Origin of the sequence: Bacillus paramycoides (assembly GCF_001884235.1) — a bacterium.
GTDB lineage: Bacteria > Bacillota > Bacilli > Bacillales > Bacillaceae_G > Bacillus_A > Bacillus_A paramycoides.
Genome location: NZ_MAOI01000066.1, coordinates 133,740 through 153,764, shown reverse-complemented (window position 1 = coordinate 153,764; position 20,025 = coordinate 133,740). Strand labels below are relative to the sequence as shown.

The window sequence follows — 20,025 nt, the reverse complement described above, 5'->3', positions numbered from 1 at the left end:
TCCTCTTATTATGCAAAACATTCGTTTTGCAGGTATTAGCACCGTTTCAAACTTTTCGTTTGAAGGTTGCCGGGTTTCACAGGGCCTTTCCCTCCACCGCTCTCAATAAGAGTTTGTCTTTATTATTTTATTTATGTAGCTAAAAGGAAATGCGCTCCCCTTTTAACAATGTTTGTTAATTTTTTAATAAATTTAGCATGCACAAAAATAAAAGTCAATGATACTTGCGGGAAAATAAAAATTATTTAAAATAAAGTTTCAATTCAATCATCTTTTGTTGTAAAGTAAAAAACATAATAAAAATTTCATATGAACATTCTTATCTAGAGAGGTAGAGGGACTGGCCCTATGACGCCTCAGCAACCATTAACGTTCATTCGTTAATAAGGTGCTAATTCCAGCAAATTGTGAAAGATTTGACAGATGAGAAGAAGACTCTATTCAAACCGAAAGCCTTCTTCTTAGAAGGCTTTTTTTATTTTACATTCACATAGTCGTTCACTTTACAAAGGGGGAATTTTCACATGTCAACAATCGAAACAAAACTAGCACAAATCGGGAATCGTAGCGAAACTACAACAGGAACTGTTAATCCACCAGTTTATTTCTCAACTGCTTATCGGCATGAAGGGATTGGTAGATCCACAGGATTTGACTATTCAAGGACTGGAAATCCAACTCGAGGTCTTTTAGAACAAGCAATCGCAGACCTAGAAAATGGCGATCAAGGTTATGCCTGTAGCTCAGGAATGGCAGCTGTTCTCCTTGTCCTTTCGTTATTCCGTTCTGGAAACGAACTTATTGTATCTGAAGATTTATATGGGGGAACGTATCGATTATTTTCTGAGCATGAAAAAAAGTGGAATGTTCGATGTAGATACGTAAATACACAATCTATTAAACAAATTGAGCAAGCTATCACAACTGAAACAAAAGCTATTTTTATAGAAACCCCGACTAATCCACTAATGCAAGTTACTGATATCGCAGCTGTCGCAAGTGTAGCAAAAAGGCATGGACTACTTCTTATTGTAGACAATACATTCTATACACCTTATATACAGCAACCATTAACAGAAGGTGCCGATATCGTACTTCATAGTGCAACGAAATATTTAGGTGGGCATAACGATGTACTAAGCGGACTTGTCATTGCAAAAGGCAAGGAACTTTGTGAAGAAATCGCTCATTATCATAATGCCTCTGGTGCTGTCCTAAGTCCATTTGACTCATGGCTATTAATTCGTGGTATGAAAACTTTAGCGCTTCGCATGAGACAACATGAAGACAATGCGAAAGCAGTTGTTGCTTATTTAAACAATGAAGACGGTGTGACGGATGTATTTTATCCAGGAAGAGGCGGTATGATTTCATTTCGTCTTCAAGATGAAACATGGATTAATCCATTCTTACAATCTTTATCCTTAATTACATTCGCTGAAAGTCTTGGCGGTGTGGAAAGTTTAATGACTTATCCAGCTACACAAACGCATGCTGATATTCCTGAAGAAATCAGAACGGCAAACGGTGTATGCAATCGTCTTCTTCGATTCTCCGTTGGCATTGAAAATAGTAACGATTTAATTCAAGACTTAAAACAAGCCATTAAACTTGTAAAAGAAGGTGTAAGAATATGAGTTATTCCGTAGATACGCTTTTACTGCATAATCAATATAAGCATGACTCACAAACAGGAGCTGTTAACGTTCCCATCTATAACACATCAACATTTCACCAGTTTGATGTAGATACTTTCGGAAAGTATGACTATAGTCGATCTGGTAATCCAACACGTGAAGCTCTTGAAGATATCATTGCTTTATTAGAAGGTGGAACAAAAGGATTCGCCTTTGCATCAGGCATTGCAGCAATTTCTACTGCATTTCTCCTTCTTTCGCAAGGTGACCATGTTCTTATTTCAGAAGATGTATATGGCGGCACTTATCGAATTGTTACTGAAGTTCTCTCCCGTTATGGTGTTTCACACACATTTGTTGATATGACCAATTTAGAAGAAGTGAGACAAAATATTAAATCGAATACAAAACTCTTTTACATCGAAACGCCTTCTAATCCACTATTAAAAGTAACGAATATTCGTGCCGTTTGTGAATTAGCGAAATCAATCAATGCTCTTACATTTGTAGATAATACATTTTTGACACCACTATTTCAAAAGCCGCTTGATCTTGGGGCCGATGTCGTACTTCATAGTGCAACAAAATTTATTGCTGGTCATAGCGATGTCACCGCCGGATTAGCTGTCGTAAAAGATGAAGAGCTCGCTCAAAAGCTCGGCTTTCTACAAAATGCTTTTGGTGCTATTTTAGGACCTCAAGATTGTTCTCTCGTGCTTCGCGGTCTGAAAACATTGCATGTACGTCTCGAACATTCAGCTACCAATGCCAATAAAATTGCACATTTTTTACAAGAGCACTCTAAAGTTCAAAATGTCTATTATCCTGGATTACAATCACATCTTGGCTATAGTATTCAACAATCTCAAGCAACATCGGCTGGGGCTGTTTTATCTTTCACCTTACAATCCGAAGATGCACTGCGCCAATTTTTATCGAAAGTTAAATTACCCGTTTTTGCGGTTAGTCTAGGAGCTGTTGAATCTATTCTTTCATATCCAGCAAAAATGTCACATGCAGCTTTATCACAGGAAGCACGTGATGAAAGAGGGATTTCCAACTCATTACTTCGTTTATCGGTTGGTCTTGAAAATGTTAACGATTTAATATCTGATTTCGAGAATGCTCTTTCTTATGTAGAAGAACCTATAAATGCATAAATGAAAGAAACGAAGCTGTGTACGAATAATAAAATTCTTCAACAAATAAAGTGAAACTTTAATCAGTGGGGGTTTTGTTCATCCCCCACTGATTATTAGCCCTCACCAATTGGGCTTTTACGGGCAGCCCGACTCCCACAAATAGCGGGATAAAATAGTTATTTAAAAAGATGATATGAAATTTGGTTCTCATATCATCTTTTTATGTTGTCTAATATATCCAATTCTTTTTTGATTTCTTCGTATCTTTCTATAATTCATTACAAAACAAGAGTGCATAATACATCCTCAAATGATAGAATTATTAATATATTGTAAAGTGAAAGAGGTAAAAATAATGGAGACTTGTGCAGATGTTTTAATCGTTATCGATTTACAAAATGGCGTATGTTACAACGGAGACCATTTATTTGATTTACAAAATTTACTCACTAAAGTAAATAATAGAATCGCCTTATATCGAGAATTGCATAAACCAATCATTTTTGTTCAACACTGCGATGAAGAATTAGTACCTGCAGAAGAACTTTGGGCTATTCATGCCAATCTAGATGTTCAAGAACAAGATTTTTTTGTAAGAAAAACACATGCAAATTCATTTTATAAAACAAACTTAAAAGAGATTTTAGACAAATTATCTGTACATCGCATTGAATTTTGCGGTGCCCAAACAGAATACTGTATGGATGCTACAATTAAATTTTCTCATGGATTAGGATACGAAAACTTCATGGTACAGAAAGCAACCTCTACTCTGAATAATTCATTTATGTCTGCACAAGAGACGATTGATTTTTATGAGAATATATGGAACAACAGATTTTTAAAGTTGATAAGAAATGAACTCTAGAATAAATGATTAATGACTTGATCATGCTAAGATTTATCAGCTACACTCAAGTATTTCATTATCACCATAAAGAAGCTGATTACATTCGGCTTCTTTTATTTTAACCTGTTTTATATTCTATATATAACATTATAATTCCTTTTTTGCATTATTTTAAAAATTTTGTATATTCATTTGAAAGAATAAGAAAATCATGATAAAATTGTGTTACAAATATATCTATATCTTTCAATTTTTAAAACGCATCAAAATTTTCACCCAAAAATATCATTTTACAAAACTGTACAAATTTATCTATTTTATTTACATCAGGGTCTCTTTTCTTACAATTTCTTTACTTTAGGACTTTTTTTCTGCAACAACTGTTTTCTTTTCTCTAATTTTTTGGTATGTATAGTATGGTATAACAGCTCACACGGAGGTGGAAAAGAACATGTTAGAAACCTTTCAAAAAGAAATAGAACTATATGAAAGCAATGCAGAATTATTGAAAGTGCTTGCTCATCCTGTTCGCTTATGTATTGTAAAGGGATTAATTGAACGTGGCCCAAGCAACGTTTCTACAATGTACACAGGCTTAAACATGCCACAATCTACAATTTCACAGCATTTAGCAAAGTTAAAAAGTGCTAAAATCGTTTCTAGTGAAAGAAAAGGATTAGAAATTTACTACAAAGTAGAAAACGAAACAATTATTCAACTCGTTCGCGTATTATTAGGTTAGGGACCAATAGACAGAGAAAAAGAACGTATTCTATATTTTTCATCTCATATCTTTAATATAAATATATATCATGAGAGGAAATATATAATACTACATAAGTCGTATTAAAAAACAAGACACAGAAATAGGCTGTGTCTTGTTTTTTTCATATTGTTAAATACCGATTCAAATGTAATTTTTGCATATCTTTTGTATGTATAACAACATCAAAGGCACTCCCTAGCCCTCCGTTCAAAATCATAGAACGAACTGCTCGATTTTGTTTTTGAGTTTCAGAAAAAGGATTCGTATCTTGATGACTCGTAAGCTGCTCTAATATTCCTGCAGCTAACAAAAACTCAGATTGCTTCTTATGCCATACTACACTCATTCCTTGAAGGCTAAAAATCTCCTTCAGCTCATCCCAATGAATATGAGTAGTAAGATCCATTTCACCTGGATGTGCTAGAGGATTACGTATTAGTTTATGTTGGTAATACCCTCGTAAACTTCCTTCGTGATGTGCAGGATGCATCCATTCTTCTTTTGTGTATCCATAATCAACTGTAATACATATACCTTTTTGAAACCATTTCGCAATCTCTTCTATATACTCTTCCATTGCAATAGGCACTTCAAAACGCTGTCCTTCCGCAATATGAATGTTATATTTCAATAAGTAACGACCGATTTTTTTCTCTATCGGTCTAAATACTTCTGCAAGGTTCCCATCATCTGTATACGTGATACGTACTTCATACAAAATTCCATTTCTTTTCTCAACTACTTCAACAGGAAACGCATCAAATAATTCATTCGAAAAAATAATCCCTTCGAAAGACTCTCCTATTTCAATATAAGATGTATAATACGACACATTATTAAATGAGCAAAGACTCTCCTGCTGTAATTTTCTATGAAAAGGGCTCACTTCAATAATTGAATAGTTTACATTGATAAAAGTTTCCGGAGATAATTGTTTCCATTCTTGTAAAACATCATAGGCAAATTTTCCTGTTCCCCCACCAATCTCACAAATATTTGGAGAAACTTCACCATTTTCAACAAGACGAATAAAAAACTTAGCAAAAGTTTTTGCAAAAACAGAGGATACGTTGCTACTTGTAAAAAAATCCCCATGCCTTCCAATCTTGTCACGTTCCTTCATATAATAGCCATGTTCTTCTGTATACAATACGAGGTTCATATACGTACTATATGAAATTGAATAATCCTTCTCTTTCCCCATCCATTCTCTTAAAATGAGCTCCATCCCCATAATGACTCCTTATTGTAAAAATGGATTATTTTCTTTTTCAAAACCAATGCTTGTTTCTGGACCATGTCCACATAGCACCGCTGTTTCATCTGGTAATACAAATAATTTCTCTTCAATGCTTCCAATTAATTCGGCAAAGCTTCCGCCAGGTAAATCTGTTCTTCCGATGCTCATTTGGAATAATACATCACCAGAAAATACAGCATTTGCCTCTTTACAATAATAAGAAATGCTCCCTGGAGAATGTCCTGGCGTCTCAAAAATTTCAAAATTAAATGAACCAATTGTTAATGCACCCTCTGCATCAATAATATGATCTGCTGGTTTTGCTGTAATACTGCGGTTCATCATAAAAATTTGTGATCCATTCACAGTTGCATCCCCTAACCAATCCGCTTCTTCTTTATGTACGTATACAGGAATATGAAAAGCGTCTCTTACCGCATCAACAGCACCAATATGATCAAAATGAGCATGTGTTAATAAAACCGCCAGCGGTTTTATTTGTTCTTCTTGTAAATATGTAACAAGTTTCTCTCCTTCATGACCAGGATCAAAGATAATACACTCATTTTGATCGTTCATTAAAATATAAGCATTTGTTTGTAATGGGCCTAACGGCATTTGTGTCCATTTCATATAAAAATCTCCTCCAGTTATTAAACTTACTTTTAATGATACAACATTTCTTTCTCTTAGGAAAAGAAAGGATGCTATCTCGACAATCATTTTTAAAACATGTACAATATAAAAGAGTAAATATTCCAAAAACTCATTATAATAATGGGTAGACAGAGGAGGATATTGTATGGGCCTTGTTATTATTTTTGCGCTAGTCACTCTGTTAGCTGTATTTGCTACACTTAGAACACTTCGTGAAAAAAACTTATTCGCGAGCGGCTTTGCTATTGCAACTGTACTCGTTTTCGGATGGTTTACAATCATGACTGTTCTCTATAGTGGGTACCCACCAACAGCTTAATTCATTTGCAGTTTTATTCTTCATCAAGATTTTGCATAAAAAGAGGAAGGGCTGCCCCTTCCTCTTCTCATATTTCACTACTTATATCATCTTTGCCTCGTATTTGTGCTTTTTTACAAGCCACGCTCCTCCAATAACACCAGCATCATTGCCAAGTGTTGCAATGGCTAACTTCGTGCTCTTTACAGCGCGTGAGAAAGCATATTGCTCAAAGTAGCGTTGAATTGGCTCTAATAGTGCGTCACCAGCTTTAGATACGCCACCACCAATTACAATTTTCTCAGGGTTCAACGTACTAGAAAGGTTTGCTACAGCTAATCCTAAATAAGAAGCTACTTTTTCTACTACTTCGCCTGCTAGTTCATCACCTTGTCCATGTGCTTCAAATACATCTTTTGATGTAATACGCCCCTCTTCTGCTAACATAGAACGTAACATACTCTCTTTATCAGTCTCTTGTATTTTTTGCATAGCAACACGCACAATACCCGTTGCAGATGCTACTGTTTCTAAGCAACCAGACTTCCCGCAATTACATGGGAAAGCATTCTCTGTTACTACTGTAATATGTCCAATCTCACCGGCAGCACCACTTACACCGTGTACAATCTCACCATTGGCGATTACACCGCCACCAACACCAGTGCCAAGTGTCATACAAATTAAATCTTTTGCTCCTTCACCAGCACCTTTCCACATTTCACCAAGCGCCGCTAAGTTTGCATCATTATCAATTACAACAGGTAACCCTGTTTCTACTTCTAGTAAATCTTTTAACGGATAGTTTTTCCATCCTAAATTAACCGCTTCATAGATCATTCCAGATGCCACATGTACAGGACCAGGAGCTCCCATACCAATACCAATCAACTTGCTTTTTAATTCACCTAACTCTTCTAACTTTTTATCGATAGCTTTCGCTACATCAAGTGTAATATGTTTTCCTTGCTCATTTGTATTCGTAGGGATTTCCCACTTATGTAAAATTTCACCGTACACATTAATAAATGCTAATTTAATCGTTGTACCACCAAGGTCAACACCAACCAACCATTTCTCTTCCATGCTGCTTACCTACCTTTATCTAATTCTTATCTAATTTTTATTTATCTCTTTTTGAATTTCTTGCTTCAACAAAAATAAAGCTGTTTGATAGTCTTGTGGATCGATTAGCTGTGATTGATTTAATTCACGTAGCTCATCTTGCATTAATTGTAAATCAGCGATCCGATCACCCGTATAAATAATCGTGCCAAATTTCTTTAGCAATTGCTGAATATCATAAATGGATATCATTTTATCACCCTCTATGCTCACTTACTATAAAAAATTATAATAAGAAAACGTTCACATATTTTATTATAATCAAGAAGAAAAAGTCTCGTCAATTTTTATTTGTCTATACAAGCCCATTTATAACCATTGTTCCTTTTTCTGTAATAATTTTTTCTACATTTTTATCAAATGGCTCTACCGGAATATGTTTTACTATTTGAAAATCATAAGCTAATGATAGCGTTTTCCCTTTATAATGCACGAGGTAACGATCATAATAGCCCCCACCATATCCAATCCGTTCTCCTCGCTGCGTATAAGCTACGCCTGGCACGATTTGAAGATTAATTTTATCCGCATCCACTTCTTCTGTAAGCATAGGGATCGGTTCACGCAAATTCATATATACCGTTTCTAATTGTTCAAAATTACTAATTTGCCGGAAAGACATCGTCCTTGTCCCTCTATTACACTTCGGGACAACTACTTTCTTTCCTTCTTTCCACGCTTTTTCAATAATAGGATATGTATCTACTTCATGTTCCATTGAGAGAGTTATTCCGATTGTTTTAGCTTCAACCCACTCTTTTTGCACATACAACGAAACTGCAATTTGTTCCGATAAAGTTATATACTGTTCTTCTGATAAAGAATTCATGTGTTCTATTATTTGTTTACGCAAACGTATTTTCTCTTCCTTCACACACTTTTCCCCCTTGCAGTGACACTTTACTCTACGAAGATAGTGTATCACTTTTAACGTAGGAATCGCATAAAAAAAAAGAAACAGTAGGAAAATATTCCTACTGCTTACTTTGTTTCACGGTGTAACGTAGACTTCTTGTCACGCTTGCAATACTTTTTAAGCTCAATACGCTCAGCGTTGTTACGTTTATTTTTCTTTGAGATATAGTTACGATCTCCGCATTCTGTACATGCTAGAGTAATATTCACACGCATTCTTATTTCCCTCCAGTCACTAATAACTTAAATCAGACTATACTATAATACCACTTTTAAAATAAAAATTCTACACCTTTTGATATTGTCTAATTTTTTCTATAAGATTTTTCATGTTTTCCCTTGCTATTAATGGGTTTCTAGCATGTGAATACACCAAAAATTTTGGTTGTTTTGTATCAGAAACGATATAAGACCACTCTTTTTCTGTATATTTGAACTGTATTCCTTCTAATATCCCTTCTTCTTTTCTTTCCATATCGTCCAATAATTTCCTCATTACTTCCCCTTTTTCTTTCCACGAACATACAACTTCATCATAAAGTAGATAAAGTGGGGGTGATTTCTCTACTATGCTAACTAACGTTTTTCCTTGCAACGCTATTAATTCAAATAATTTTCCAATTCGATATAAAATATCTCTCTTCCATCTTATTTGAAAAGGTTTTTTTCCATCATGCATATAAAAGAGAAGATAACATTCTCCTAACTTCAAAGACATTGGGTAAATATTACCTGCAGATTCGAGTAATAAATCAGGAATACCTACTTCTTCAAAATCAGTCCCTTGGTAAATATTACTATGATTATCATATAATTCGAAGTGATTTCCGTGCTCAGAGAACATAAGCGCCATATTTGCTTTACTCGATTTCATCAAAGCTTTCACATGATCTTTTTGTTCACTCGCATAAATCCATGTAACTGTGCACCCAAGCCTTTGTAGAAAGAGCATAAGTAAATGTTGTAACATATCATTTCTCTTATTAACAAGAAGATGAAACCTCTGTTTTTGTATCGTTTCAATATCAATGCGCTCTAATACAGCTTCTACATAATTATCTAAAGAAACGTGAACCTGTTTATTTCGGCCCATTTCTTTCTCACAGACGTAATAAAACGACTCAGACATATATACTTGTTCTATCGCTTTTTGCTGCTTATACGTCAACAACGTGCCATCCTTACCATACAGCTGTATTACAATGCCTCTTTCATTTTCCACTTGAATGAAAACTCCACCTGCACATTGCAAATTATGAATGGCATACTGAAAAAGTGACTCATTCATTTCTTTACATTCCATCGTATGAATCCCGATGCCATGAATGGCATGGAGGAATAAATTTTTAAAGGAAGTTGTTTCTATATTTTCCTGACTTCCGATTAATATACTCTCCCCCTTTGTCAAAAGAGATCCATAAGCCATTGCAGCTTTCACAATAAATTGAGGAGTAATTTCAACATTACCTCTTCCTACAATCCGGCTTTTTTGTAGCCATCCTGCACTCTTTTCACTCTCTTGAACACCGGCAGAACCTACTACTGAATGACTATCTATCTCCTTATATGGCCATAGTTTTCCTTTTTGCTTAATTACTGTACTTTTCCCGATATGACAATGGTCCGCTACAATACTTTTTTGAAAGAGTGTAACGTCATCTTCGACCATTGTATGCTCTCCTATTGTTGTTTCTAATAACTCACAATTTTTTCCTATATGAGCATTCGCAAAAACAATACTTTTTTGAAGATGAGAATAACTTGAAACGATACTATTTTTTCCGATAATAGAGTACGGTTCAATTACAGCCCCCGCACCAATCATTGCTCCTTCTCCAATAAAAGAAGGACCATGAATTTTCGTCCCTTTCCCAATTGTTACACCTTCCCCCATCCACACCATCGGTAATACTTCTGTATATGGAATAGGTACTTTCAATTTTTTCGTCAACAAATCGAATTGCGCTTGCCGATATTGATCAAATGTACCAATATCTAGCCAATAATCTTCTGATAAATATGCAAATAACGCGTTTTTATTTGCCAATAACGGAAACACATCATGACTGAAATCAAAAAATTCCATGGATGGTATGTAAGAAAAAATTTCCGGCTCCATTATATAAATACCTGTATTCACAACATTAGAAACAACCTCATTCCAACTCGGTTTCTCTATATATCGTATAACTTCTTGTTCTTTATTCATTACAACTAACCCAAAGGAGAGTGGATTTTCTACTTCTTTCGCAAACATCGTTACCATTCTCTTCTTCTGTTCATGAAATGCAATTCCTTCTGACAATTGAAAGTCAGTTAGTGCATCCCCACTAATAACAACAAATGTTTCATCTAAAAAACTTTCCGCTTGCTTAATGCTTCCTGCTGTTCCAAGCGGAGGAGAGTCTTCAAAATAATACAAGTCAACTCCCCATTTACTACCATCACCAAAGTATTGCTTAATGGCAGTACTCATATATTGAACTGTAATTGCAATTTCACGAATACCATGCTGACGTAATAATTCAATATTGTATTCAAGAACTGGTTTTTCTAACAACGGTAACATCGGTTTTGGAGTATTACACGTTAATGGTCTAAGGCGTCTCCCTTTTCCTCCAGCTAAAATAACCCCCTTCATATACTTCAGCCTCCACTTATATAATGTTCAATAACTCCGTATACCATATGTATATCATTTCCCCCGCATTAACTGGCAGTTAATGCCCGATTGGTGCGGACTAATAATCAGTGTGAGATAAAAATAAAAACCACTCATTTAAGTTTCACTTTATACATGAATGTATCTTTTAAATTCCAGCCAAAAGAAAGCGCTTACTATTAACTTGGTAAAATTATTAATAAGACATTATTAACAATTATGTACTTATTTTTCCATTAATTATGATACATCTTATCATCATAAACTAAAGGAAACAACGAGCTTTTTTTGTCATGTTTTGACTAAAAAAAGCAGGTGATTTCTCATCACCTACTTTTTTCCCTACTCATTCAATAAATAATGCTTTCCTTTTACTAAATAAAATACATTCTCAGCAATATTTGTAATATGATCTGCTACACGCTCAATATATCTTGCAACAAAGGATAGTTGTGTAATTTGTGTAATCGCTTCTGGTTGCCCAGGGATAGAAGATATAAATTCACGAATCGCCTTTCCATATATTTCATCAACTGAGTCATCCATTTCAGCAATTTGTTTAGCCAAAGTTAAATTTTCTTGCTCGTATGCTTCTAATGCTAAATTTAACATTTTATGAGCAATCTCAAACATTTCCTCAAGATTATACAAGCTAACAACCACTTCTTTTTCTCCAAGACGAATTGTTGATTTCGCAATATTAACAGCATGGTCTGCAATACGCTCTAAGTCTGTCGCTGTTTTAATTGAAATGAAAATTCTTCTTAAATCACTTGCTACAGGCTGCTGTTTTGTAATAAGCATAAGCGCAAGGTCATTTATTTCCTCTTCTAAATTATCCATGCGATAATCCCCATCAATGACTTCTAACGCTTTCTCTACATCCCTGTTGTGAAGACCTTCCATAGCAATTAATAAAGCTTCTCTTGCTAACTCACCAAGTTCAATCACCTTTTGCTGTAACGTTTTTAAGTCACCTTGAAACTGTTCTCTTACCATTGTTTCTTCCCCCTCAATATTATGTGTCATTATATATTAATCCCCTATCTAGCCTCTAATATATTTATTAAGGCTTTGAGATAAAAGAAATATTACTTCCCTTTAAAATGAGGTAAAAATAAGAAACGCCCTCTGTTAAGAGGGCATTTACTCTTAGCCTTACAACGATATCAACCAAATCGTCCTGTAATGTAGTCTTCTGTACGCTTATCTGCAGGTGTTGTAAATAGTTTGTTTGTCTCTGTATATTCCACAACTTCCCCACTTAAGAAGAAAGCAGTTTTATCTGAAATACGTGCTGCTTGTTGCATGTTGTGCGTTACGATAACAATACTAAAATCTTTCTTTAACTCCTGAATTAGTTCTTCTACTTTTAATGTTGAAATTGGATCTAGCGCTGATGTTGGCTCATCCATTAAAATAACGTCTGGCTCAATCGCTAAGCAGCGTGCAATACATAGACGTTGTTGCTGTCCACCAGATAAACCGTAGGCGTTATCATGCAAACGGTCTTTTAACTCATCCCAAATCGCTGCCCCGCGCAAGCTTTTTTCAACGATTTCATCAAGTGTTTTTTTGTCACGAATACCATGAATTTTCGGACCATATGCTACATTTTCATAAATAGATTTTGGGAATGGATTTGGCTTTTGGAACACCATTCCCACATGCGTACGCAATTCTTCAACCGGATATGACTTATCAAATATATTTCGTTCCCTATATTCGATAACACCTGTAGTTCGAACTATAGGCACTAACTCTACCATTCGATTTAGCGTTTTTAAGTACGTTGATTTACCGCAACCACTTGGACCGATAATTGCTGTAACTTCATTCTCATGAATACTTAAATTGATATCTTTTAAAGCGTGATCTTCTCCGTACCATAAGTTTAAATTTTTCGTATCAAATACTACTTTCTTTGGTGCTGTCTCGATTTTCTCTTCATTTTTCACCTGTACATTTACTACTGTTGCTACCATTTGAATTCCCCTTTCATCCACTTCCAACTTATTTTCGATTTCGTAACCATAAGACAAATATATTTATAAAGAGCAGCAATCCTAGCAAAACAATCATCCCAGCTGCTGCTACATACTGAAATTCTTCTTGTGGTCTACTCATCCAATTAAAAATTTGAATTGGTAAAACCGTAAATCTATCAAGCATACTGAACGGAACATAATTTGCAAATGCAAGTGCCCCAATAACTAACAATGGTGCTGCTTCACCAATTGCTCTCGATACCGCTAAAGTACATCCCGTTACAATCCCTGGCAAAGCTGCCGGCAATACAATTTGATACATTGTTTGCCACTTCGTAGCACCTAATCCGTAAGAAGCCTCTAATAATGAACTCGGTACAGCTCGAATCGCTTCTTGACTCGCTACAACAACAGTTGGTAAGACGAGCAAGCTCATTGTCAGTGCCGCCGCGACTATGCTCTCTCCTAAGTGGAGAGCATATACAAAAATAGTTAATCCGAGTAAACCAAACACAACGGAAGGTACCCCTGCTAACGTTTGGTTATTTAGTTCTATTAACTTTTTAAAGACGGAGTCCTTCGCGTAATGCTCTAAATAAAGAGCTGTTCCGACTCCAAATATAAAAGAGACCGGTATAACAATGCTCATAAATAATACTGTCCCTGATAAAGAAGCAGCAATCCCTGCTTCTTTCGGATTACGTGACGCGAAGTTTGTAAAGAAATCTATTGAAAGATAACTTATACCCTTTTCAAAAATTTGAACCAGCAATATAAAAAGTATTGCTACAGAAAACAAAATTGCTATATAAAAAAACAACTTGTAAATTCGATCTTTCAAAAAACGTGATGCCATATTTTCTTGTATTTTTTTATGGTTTAACATCCGCATATTATGTCACCTTCCTAAAACGGCGCATAATATATTGCGAAATAATATTCATAAAAAAAGTAAACATAAATAGCGTCGCACCTACAGCATACATGCTGTAATAAGTAATTGTTCCGTGCGGAGCATCCCCTAAACTCACTTGTACAATATATGCTGTTAATGTTTGAATGGATTGGGTCGGATCTATCGATACATTAGGTGTTGATCCGGCTGCAATAACAACAATCATCGTTTCACCAATTGCTCTAGAAGCTGCTAATATAATCGCTGCCATTATACCCGTAAAAGCTGATGGAAACACCACTTGTTTGACCATCTCAAAACGAGTTGCTCCTAGTGCTAACGAGGCTTCTTTAATGCCTTTTGCCACAGCTCTCATCGCATCTTCAGAGAGAGACGCAATCGTAGGTATCATCATAAAACCTATAACGATACCTGGGCTAATAGCATTAAAGAACTGCAAATCTGGTATAATCCGTTGTAAAAGTGGTGTGACAACTGTTAATGCGAAAAAGCCATATACAATTGTCGGGATGCCTGCTAATAGTTCTAACAACGGTTTTAGTATTTTCCGGGCACCATTTGAAGCATATTCACTTAAAAATACGGCACAACCTAAACCAATAGGAATTGCTACAACCATAGCAATTGCTGTTACAAGAATTGTTCCACATATAAGTGGTAATATACCGAATTTCGGATCTTCAAAAAAAGGTAACCATTCTTTCTCAGTCAAAAAAGAATACAATGGTATCTTTTGAAAAAACATAATTGTTTCATTTGCCAACGTAATAATAATTCCAAGTGTCGTTACAATGGACACGCTAGCAATTGCTTTTAGTATTAACGGAACAATTCGATTGATTCGCTGCGTTTTTCTTCTATTTGTATTTCTCTCAATCAAATGTTGTACAGAAAATGTAATTTGACTTTTGTCATTATGAGCCAAAGATGAAAACCCCTTTCCACCCTGACATTACCTTTTTATTTCTGTTAACATTCGCAGCTGTTCATTATATTTTTCTTCTGGTAATTTTACATATCCGACCTCTTCAGCAAGCTTTCCAACATGTTTAATCATAAACTCAACATAATTTGCTACACTAATTTTATTTCGGATAGATGCATGATTCACATAAGTAAAGAGCGGCCTAGATAATGGCTTATACGTACCCGATTGAATGGTCTCTTTCGTTGGAAATACACCATTCACTTTTATTGCTTTCACCTTATCTCGATTGGCCATATAATAAGCATATCCTACAAAAGCAATGGCATTTTTATCATTCATTACCCCTTGCATAATAACTTGATCGTCTTCAGACAAAGAGACCGTTTTTACAAGGCGACTTTTTTGTAAGATGACATTTTGAAAATAATCATAAGTACCAGAGTCTACGCCTGGCGCATAAAATTTCACTTGTTCACGCGGCCATGATGAATGAATTTGTGACCACCGTTTTAAGCATCCATCTTCACTCCATAATAGACGTAACTCGTCTATCGTCATATTGTTTACCCACGTATTTTGACGATTTACAACAATCGTAAGACCATCGTAAGCAACCTCAAACGGTGTAAACTGAATAGCGTTTTTCTTCATCGCATTTTCTTCTACCTGTTTCATCACTCTCGAAGCATTGTTTATATCTACTTCTCCTTTACTGAAACGATTAAATCCTCCTCCTGTCCCAGAAATACTAATAGAAATTTTCACGTTTGGATGAACCTTCGTATATTCCTCTGCTACTGCCTCTATAATAGGAAAAACCGTTGAGGATCCATCAACTCTCACTTCTCCCATTTCATTTGAAGCAAATGCAGTAGACATGCTACAACAAAGGAAACATGTCGATAATGTCAAAACTTTAATCGAAACGCTCATCCATTTCACGTGTTCTTCCTCCTAGAAGTAACCGGAAATAACAGGATTACAGATATAAGAATACTGCTAAACTATTAATTCGGTTTTAATTGTTTGTAAAAGTTTTGTAAAGTTCCACAAAAATTACTATACATACAAATTTGATCTAAAGTTTTGTGATTTAGGTGCAGAAGCTTTTCTAATCATCCATAAAGTGAAACTTTAATCAGTGTGGGCCTTCCATCCCCTACTGATTATTAGCCCTCACCAATCGGGCTTTTGTAGGATAAAACTGTTATCTTCCTATCACGCAGGACAATACAAGAATGTACGCATTCATCTTGTTATTTTTGAAACTATGTGCTGTTTTTTAACACTTTATGCTTGTCCACATTTACTAAACCATATGCATAAAGCATAAAAAAAAGCACACTATCTTTTCAGATAGTGTGCTTTTTTTACAACTTTTTTATTCATCACCTTGCGTATTATTTTTTTTCTCTTTTTCATCTTTTGGAGCTTCACCAGTTAATGCTTGTTTTTTCAAATCAAAGTAAGCGTCCATTATTTCACGACCAATATATCCATTAATCCCTGTTTTATCATCATGTACCCACGGCACAACAACAGAAAATGCTACTTCTGGATCTTCAAGTGGCGCATAACCTACTAATGTTAAATTATATGTTTCAACACGCTCACCTTTTGCATTTTTACCAATCTCTTTATCTCCGCCATATACAGTTTGAGCGGTACCCGTTTTCCCAGCTGCTTTATATGGTGCACCTGTAAAGTATTTTGTAGCTGTACCACCTGAATCGTTAAACACTTGTCTAAATCCTTCTTGAACACGTTTAATTTGCGATTCAGGCATATCAACACGATTTAACACTTTCGGTTCCATAGATTGAACAACTTTTCCAACTTCATCTGGCTTCGCCGATGGCTGACGAATTTCCTTTACAACTTGCGGTTGCATACGATATCCACCATTGGCAATCGTCGAAATATATTGCGCTAATTGGAGCGGTGTATACGCATCATACTGTCCAATTGCTAAATCTAATAAGAAACCTGGTTGATTTCCTTTACCTATTTGACCAGCAGTTTCATTTGGTAAATCAATGCCTGTTTTTACACCAAGTCCAAATTGACCAAAATAATAACGCATAGTATCAAATGCTTTTTGTGGTATATCTAACGTACCACCTCTAACATATGGAACACCAGCGATATTCATCGCTGTTTTAAACATATAAACGTTAGAAGACATTTTTAACGCTGTAAGGTCATTAATATACCCCATCGTTTTCCAAGATGACTTCGTAGGTGTACCTTTTAATTTAATTGGTTCATCTAATTGTACTGCCCCTGGTTGAATCGCACCAGTTTGATATCCAGTAAGTAATGTTGCACCTTTTACAGTTGAACCCATCGGATAAGTACTTGTCATGGTACCTAACGCAAAGTCATTTACTTTCGTTTGACCGTCTTCGTTAACTAATTGTTTCCCCGCCATAGATAAAACTTCACCATTTTTTGGATTCATCATTACAACGAATGCGCGGTCTAAAAGGGGTTCGCTCCCTTTAAATCTCAATAAATTTTTCGTGATAATCTCTTCTACACGCTTCTGTAATTCCATATCAATTGTTAAATTGAGGTCATTACCTCGTTGTCCTTGTGACACATTAATAGTTTCTAAAATATTACCGTTTTTATCTGTAACATTTTTCACTTCAGCTTTTGTACCATGTAAACTATCTTCATACTGTTGCTCAAGATAACTTTTCCCTACGCGATCGTTACGATTATAATCGCGAACAAGATAGTAATCTAATCTCTCTCTCGGTAACCCCTCATCAGAAGAAGTTACACCACCAAGTACACTTCGGAACATATCATCATACTTATATTTTCGCTCCCAGTCAACATTTGTATCTACACCTGGTAACTTCGCTAAATTCTCACTAATAATCGCGTATTCTTCTTCTGTTGCACCTTTTTTAACGATTTGCGGCGTCATTGCATATCCGCTTTCCATCTTACTTTTAATTGCCAGTATTTCTAAATCTTTTGCTGACAATTGATTAATCTCTTCTTCTGTTACACGATTTCGTTGACGCTCATCTAGTTCTTTATCGTCAATTTTATTCGCTTTTAACTCTTCACGATCTTTTTTTGTGATTTTTCCCTCTGCTTCTTTTTTATGTAAAGAAAGCCAGTAATCTTTTTTATCGCGATCTGTTAACTTATCTGTTGGGACTTCAATTAAATCTGCTAACTTTTTCGCCGTTTCTAAGCGATCCGGTGCAGTTGATCCCTTCATTTTTGTAAATGTAATGGTACGAATAGGCTCATTATCTACGACAGGTTGTCCATTACGATCAAATATTTTCCCGCGCGGTACAGGATTACTAATCGTTGAATTTTCTTTTTTCTCAACTTCATTTTTATATTCCTCACCACGAACAATTTGTACGTATCCAAGCCTTACAATAACCGCGGAGAACATTAAAAACACGCAAAAAAACAACACGTTTAACCGAAAGGGAACGTGGGTCTTTTTCTTTTTCTGCTTCTTGCTCATACAAACCCCCTCTACCAACAGCTATGTAATGTGAAAGGGACACCCTCATACAGGTGCCCTCACTGCTGTCTTACATCTTTTTCTATTCTAGCATAAAATAAGCGAGAAGTTAACCTTCTGGTTCAGTTTGATTCTGCGTGGTTCCTTGCGCTACAACGCTTGTTTTGTTCACATTTCCCTCATCATATTTGACATTTTTAACCGCAAAATAAATAAGAAAATGTCCAGCTCCTAAAATACATAGTAAGAACGGTAAACTTTTTTCAGGAGGAAAGAATATTACAGCACATAAAAAACTTAAAATGGAACAAATTCTTCCGGCATTTAACCATAATTCCCTGACAACTACATATTCTACACGCCATTCTCTCGCCTGTTTTGCTCTACCAATTACATCGTATGTCATGGATCCGTACGGAACGAGTAAAATAGGATATGCAATCGCGATACATGCTGCATAAATAAGTAATTTCGTGTATGTAACATTGAAAATAACTAAAAATACAACCGCATATAAAATAATGCCCCCAATTAAAATTGCTTTTTTTCGCCATTCTTTCTTTAACATACGGGCGACTAAATAATAGCATACAAATGATACAGCTGAATTAACTAAGCTATATTTCCCTAATGCGAACTCACTACCAGATGCTAAATAGACGTATACCGAAATAACGAAAATAAACGTTCCTTCTCTCAAACCTTGGAAGAAGTGAGCGCGTGTAATTCCTCCCCAGTTTTTATCAACTTGCCGCTCTTTCAATACTTGCACAATTTCATAGCGCCCTTCACATTCCCTCTTTGATAAAAAAAAGCTTAGAACGACTGCAATCGCAAATAGCATTAACGAGAGGAAGAAAACGACAGTATAACCACTCCATTTTTCCATACGTGAAATTGTATATCCTGCTGCTATCGGCCCAATCATTCCAGAGAAAGATGTAAGAAGTCCGAGAAAACCGTTAAAAAAATCTCTTGTTTCTGGTTCTGTAATCTCAAATGTCAACAAGTTAAAAGCGAGCCAATAAAAACCGTAACCAACTCCTAAAAGGGCTCCCATTAGTAAAATATAGTGAGATGCACTTTTTCCCGCTACTAAAACAACGATAAAAAAAACAGCTAACGTGCCTACGCCTATTCGCAATAAAATCGAGCGATCAATACGCTTCGCTAATTTCCCGCCCACAAGAAATGTTAGAGGTTGCAATACAACGCTGGCCAAATTATACAAGCCCAGATTCACATAATTTTGTGTTTGCTTCCATAAATAAATGTTTACAAACGTATTCGATAAAGAAATTGCGAGCGTGTATAAACCTCCTATAACGAGCAATAATACTAAATCTCGATTCACTTCAACATCACCAATTACATGTTTCCACTTCATACACAACTCTCC

Annotated in this window: 19 protein-coding genes and 2 riboswitches; of the genes, 5 read left to right on the top strand and 14 right to left on the bottom strand. The window is 35.5% G+C overall.

Annotated elements, in window-relative coordinates:
- Window positions 1-2: 2 nt before the first annotated feature.
- Window positions 3-112: riboswitch (SAM riboswitch) on the bottom strand.
- A gap of 204 nt (window positions 113-316) precedes the next feature.
- Window positions 317-430: riboswitch (SAM riboswitch) on the top strand.
- Window positions 431-524: 94 nt separating this feature from the next.
- The 4 genes from metI (at window position 525) to BAU28_RS11450 (ending at window position 4,371) form a co-directional block, all read left to right on the top strand.
- Window positions 525-1,637 (top strand): cystathionine gamma-synthase/O-acetylhomoserine thiolyase, encoded by a 1,113-nt coding sequence (gene metI / locus BAU28_RS11465; RefSeq protein WP_071718618.1) that lies wholly within the window; start codon window positions 525-527, stop codon window positions 1,635-1,637.
- Complete coding sequence (gene metC, locus BAU28_RS11460; RefSeq protein ID WP_002173464.1) at window positions 1,634-2,797, top strand: cystathionine beta-lyase; 1,164 nt, start codon at window positions 1,634-1,636, stop codon at window positions 2,795-2,797. The genes metI and metC overlap by 4 nt, the downstream gene beginning before the upstream one ends.
- Before the next feature lie 337 nt (window positions 2,798-3,134).
- On the top strand, window positions 3,135-3,647 hold the full coding sequence (locus BAU28_RS11455) for a cysteine hydrolase family protein (RefSeq protein WP_071718617.1): 513 nt from the start codon (window positions 3,135-3,137) through the stop codon (window positions 3,645-3,647).
- Between the two features lie 433 nt (window positions 3,648-4,080).
- Window positions 4,081-4,371, top strand: coding sequence for an ArsR/SmtB family transcription factor (locus BAU28_RS11450; RefSeq protein WP_000894375.1), 291 nt, complete (start codon window positions 4,081-4,083; stop codon window positions 4,369-4,371).
- A gap of 145 nt (window positions 4,372-4,516) precedes the next feature.
- Here BAU28_RS11450 and BAU28_RS11445 read toward each other — a convergent pair whose 3' ends face one another.
- Together BAU28_RS11445 and BAU28_RS11440 are read right to left on the bottom strand one after the other, a co-directional pair.
- On the bottom strand, window positions 4,517-5,629 hold the full coding sequence (locus BAU28_RS11445; RefSeq protein ID WP_071718616.1) for a class I SAM-dependent methyltransferase: 1,113 nt from the start codon (window positions 5,627-5,629) through the stop codon (window positions 4,517-4,519).
- 9 nt (window positions 5,630-5,638) lie between these two features.
- Entirely contained in the window at window positions 5,639-6,268 is a 630-nt protein-coding gene (locus tag BAU28_RS11440) for an MBL fold metallo-hydrolase (protein WP_071718615.1), read from the bottom strand.
- Window positions 6,269-6,437: 169 nt separating this feature from the next.
- On the opposite strand from BAU28_RS11440, the gene BAU28_RS11435 reads away from it, so the two are divergent.
- The gene (locus BAU28_RS11435) at window positions 6,438-6,611 is read left to right on the top strand and encodes a DUF2759 domain-containing protein (protein WP_025147434.1); all 174 of its coding nucleotides are present in this window, start codon (window positions 6,438-6,440) and stop codon (window positions 6,609-6,611) included.
- Window positions 6,612-6,692: 81 nt separating this feature from the next.
- Here the strand turns inward: BAU28_RS11435 and glcK are convergent, their stop codons facing one another.
- The 12 genes from glcK to BAU28_RS11375 all read right to left on the bottom strand — a co-directional run bounded on the left by glcK (window position 6,693) and on the right by BAU28_RS11375 (window position 20,013).
- A complete protein-coding gene (gene glcK, locus BAU28_RS11430; RefSeq protein ID WP_002173469.1) occupies window positions 6,693-7,676 on the bottom strand; it encodes a glucokinase in 984 nt (327 codons plus the stop codon).
- A gap of 30 nt (window positions 7,677-7,706) precedes the next feature.
- Window positions 7,707-7,907, bottom strand: coding sequence for a YqgQ family protein (locus BAU28_RS11425; RefSeq protein ID WP_002173470.1), 201 nt, complete (start codon window positions 7,905-7,907; stop codon window positions 7,707-7,709).
- 103 nt (window positions 7,908-8,010) lie between these two features.
- Entirely contained in the window at window positions 8,011-8,589 is a 579-nt protein-coding gene (locus BAU28_RS11420) for a 5-formyltetrahydrofolate cyclo-ligase (protein ID WP_071718614.1), read from the bottom strand.
- Between the two features lie 107 nt (window positions 8,590-8,696).
- Window positions 8,697-8,846, bottom strand: coding sequence for a 50S ribosomal protein L33 (rpmG, locus tag BAU28_RS11415; protein WP_001265616.1), 150 nt, complete (start codon window positions 8,844-8,846; stop codon window positions 8,697-8,699).
- A gap of 70 nt (window positions 8,847-8,916) precedes the next feature.
- The gene (locus tag BAU28_RS11410; protein WP_071718613.1) at window positions 8,917-11,271 is read right to left on the bottom strand and encodes a sugar phosphate nucleotidyltransferase; all 2,355 of its coding nucleotides are present in this window, start codon (window positions 11,269-11,271) and stop codon (window positions 8,917-8,919) included.
- Between the two features lie 363 nt (window positions 11,272-11,634).
- Window positions 11,635-12,291, bottom strand: a complete 657-nt coding sequence (gene phoU / locus BAU28_RS11405; RefSeq protein WP_071718627.1) for a phosphate signaling complex protein PhoU — start codon at window positions 12,289-12,291, stop codon at window positions 11,635-11,637.
- A 170-nt stretch (window positions 12,292-12,461) separates the two neighbouring features.
- Window positions 12,462-13,277, bottom strand: coding sequence for a phosphate ABC transporter ATP-binding protein (pstB, locus tag BAU28_RS11400; RefSeq protein ID WP_025147430.1), 816 nt, complete (start codon window positions 13,275-13,277; stop codon window positions 12,462-12,464).
- Window positions 13,278-13,305: 28 nt separating this feature from the next.
- A complete protein-coding gene (gene pstA / locus BAU28_RS11395) occupies window positions 13,306-14,172 on the bottom strand; it encodes a phosphate ABC transporter permease PstA (RefSeq protein ID WP_048374197.1) in 867 nt (288 codons plus the stop codon).
- 1 nt (window position 14,173) lies between these two features.
- Window positions 14,174-15,121 carry a phosphate ABC transporter permease subunit PstC gene (pstC, locus tag BAU28_RS11390; protein WP_071718612.1) on the bottom strand — a complete coding sequence of 316 codons (948 nt, stop codon included), beginning with the start codon at window positions 15,119-15,121 and terminating at the stop codon, window positions 14,174-14,176.
- Between the two features lie 27 nt (window positions 15,122-15,148).
- Window positions 15,149-16,066 (bottom strand): PstS family phosphate ABC transporter substrate-binding protein, encoded by a 918-nt coding sequence (locus BAU28_RS11385; protein WP_071718611.1) that lies wholly within the window; start codon window positions 16,064-16,066, stop codon window positions 15,149-15,151.
- 439 nt (window positions 16,067-16,505) lie between these two features.
- On the bottom strand, window positions 16,506-18,626 hold the full coding sequence (locus BAU28_RS11380; RefSeq protein WP_071718610.1) for a peptidoglycan D,D-transpeptidase FtsI family protein: 2,121 nt from the start codon (window positions 18,624-18,626) through the stop codon (window positions 16,506-16,508).
- Window positions 18,627-18,735: 109 nt separating this feature from the next.
- On the bottom strand, window positions 18,736-20,013 hold the full coding sequence (locus BAU28_RS11375) for an MFS transporter (protein ID WP_071718609.1): 1,278 nt from the start codon (window positions 20,011-20,013) through the stop codon (window positions 18,736-18,738).
- Window positions 20,014-20,025: the final 12 nt, after the last annotated feature.

Excerpts from the sequence above, each read along its gene's own strand:
- pstA (WP_048374197.1), bottom strand. The coding sequence starts at position 14,172 with ATGCGGATGTTAAACCATAAAAAAATACAAGAAAATATGGCATCACGT.
- BAU28_RS11435 (WP_025147434.1), top strand. The coding sequence starts at position 6,438 with ATGGGCCTTGTTATTATTTTTGCGCTAGTCACTCTGTTAGCTGTATTT.
- BAU28_RS11445 (WP_071718616.1), bottom strand. The coding sequence starts at position 5,629 with ATGGGGATGGAGCTCATTTTAAGAGAATGGATGGGGAAAGAGAAGGAT.
- rpmG (WP_001265616.1), bottom strand. The coding sequence starts at position 8,846 with ATGCGTGTGAATATTACTCTAGCATGTACAGAATGCGGAGATCGTAAC.
- BAU28_RS11450 (WP_000894375.1), top strand. The coding sequence starts at position 4,081 with ATGTTAGAAACCTTTCAAAAAGAAATAGAACTATATGAAAGCAATGCA.
- BAU28_RS11425 (WP_002173470.1), bottom strand. The coding sequence starts at position 7,907 with ATGATATCCATTTATGATATTCAGCAATTGCTAAAGAAATTTGGCACG.
- BAU28_RS11410 (WP_071718613.1), bottom strand. The coding sequence starts at position 11,271 with ATGAAGGGGGTTATTTTAGCTGGAGGAAAAGGGAGACGCCTTAGACCA.
- metC (WP_002173464.1), top strand. The coding sequence starts at position 1,634 with ATGAGTTATTCCGTAGATACGCTTTTACTGCATAATCAATATAAGCAT.
- BAU28_RS11455 (WP_071718617.1), top strand. The coding sequence starts at position 3,135 with ATGGAGACTTGTGCAGATGTTTTAATCGTTATCGATTTACAAAATGGC.
- metI (WP_071718618.1), top strand. The coding sequence starts at position 525 with ATGTCAACAATCGAAACAAAACTAGCACAAATCGGGAATCGTAGCGAA.
- glcK (WP_002173469.1), bottom strand. The coding sequence starts at position 7,676 with ATGGAAGAGAAATGGTTGGTTGGTGTTGACCTTGGTGGTACAACGATT.
- BAU28_RS11375 (WP_071718609.1), bottom strand. The coding sequence starts at position 20,013 with ATGAAGTGGAAACATGTAATTGGTGATGTTGAAGTGAATCGAGATTTA.
- BAU28_RS11440 (WP_071718615.1), bottom strand. The coding sequence starts at position 6,268 with ATGAAATGGACACAAATGCCGTTAGGCCCATTACAAACAAATGCTTAT.
- pstB (WP_025147430.1), bottom strand. The coding sequence starts at position 13,277 with ATGGTAGCAACAGTAGTAAATGTACAGGTGAAAAATGAAGAGAAAATC.
- BAU28_RS11380 (WP_071718610.1), bottom strand. The coding sequence starts at position 18,626 with ATGAGCAAGAAGCAGAAAAAGAAAAAGACCCACGTTCCCTTTCGGTTA.
- phoU (WP_071718627.1), bottom strand. The coding sequence starts at position 12,291 with ATGGTAAGAGAACAGTTTCAAGGTGACTTAAAAACGTTACAGCAAAAG.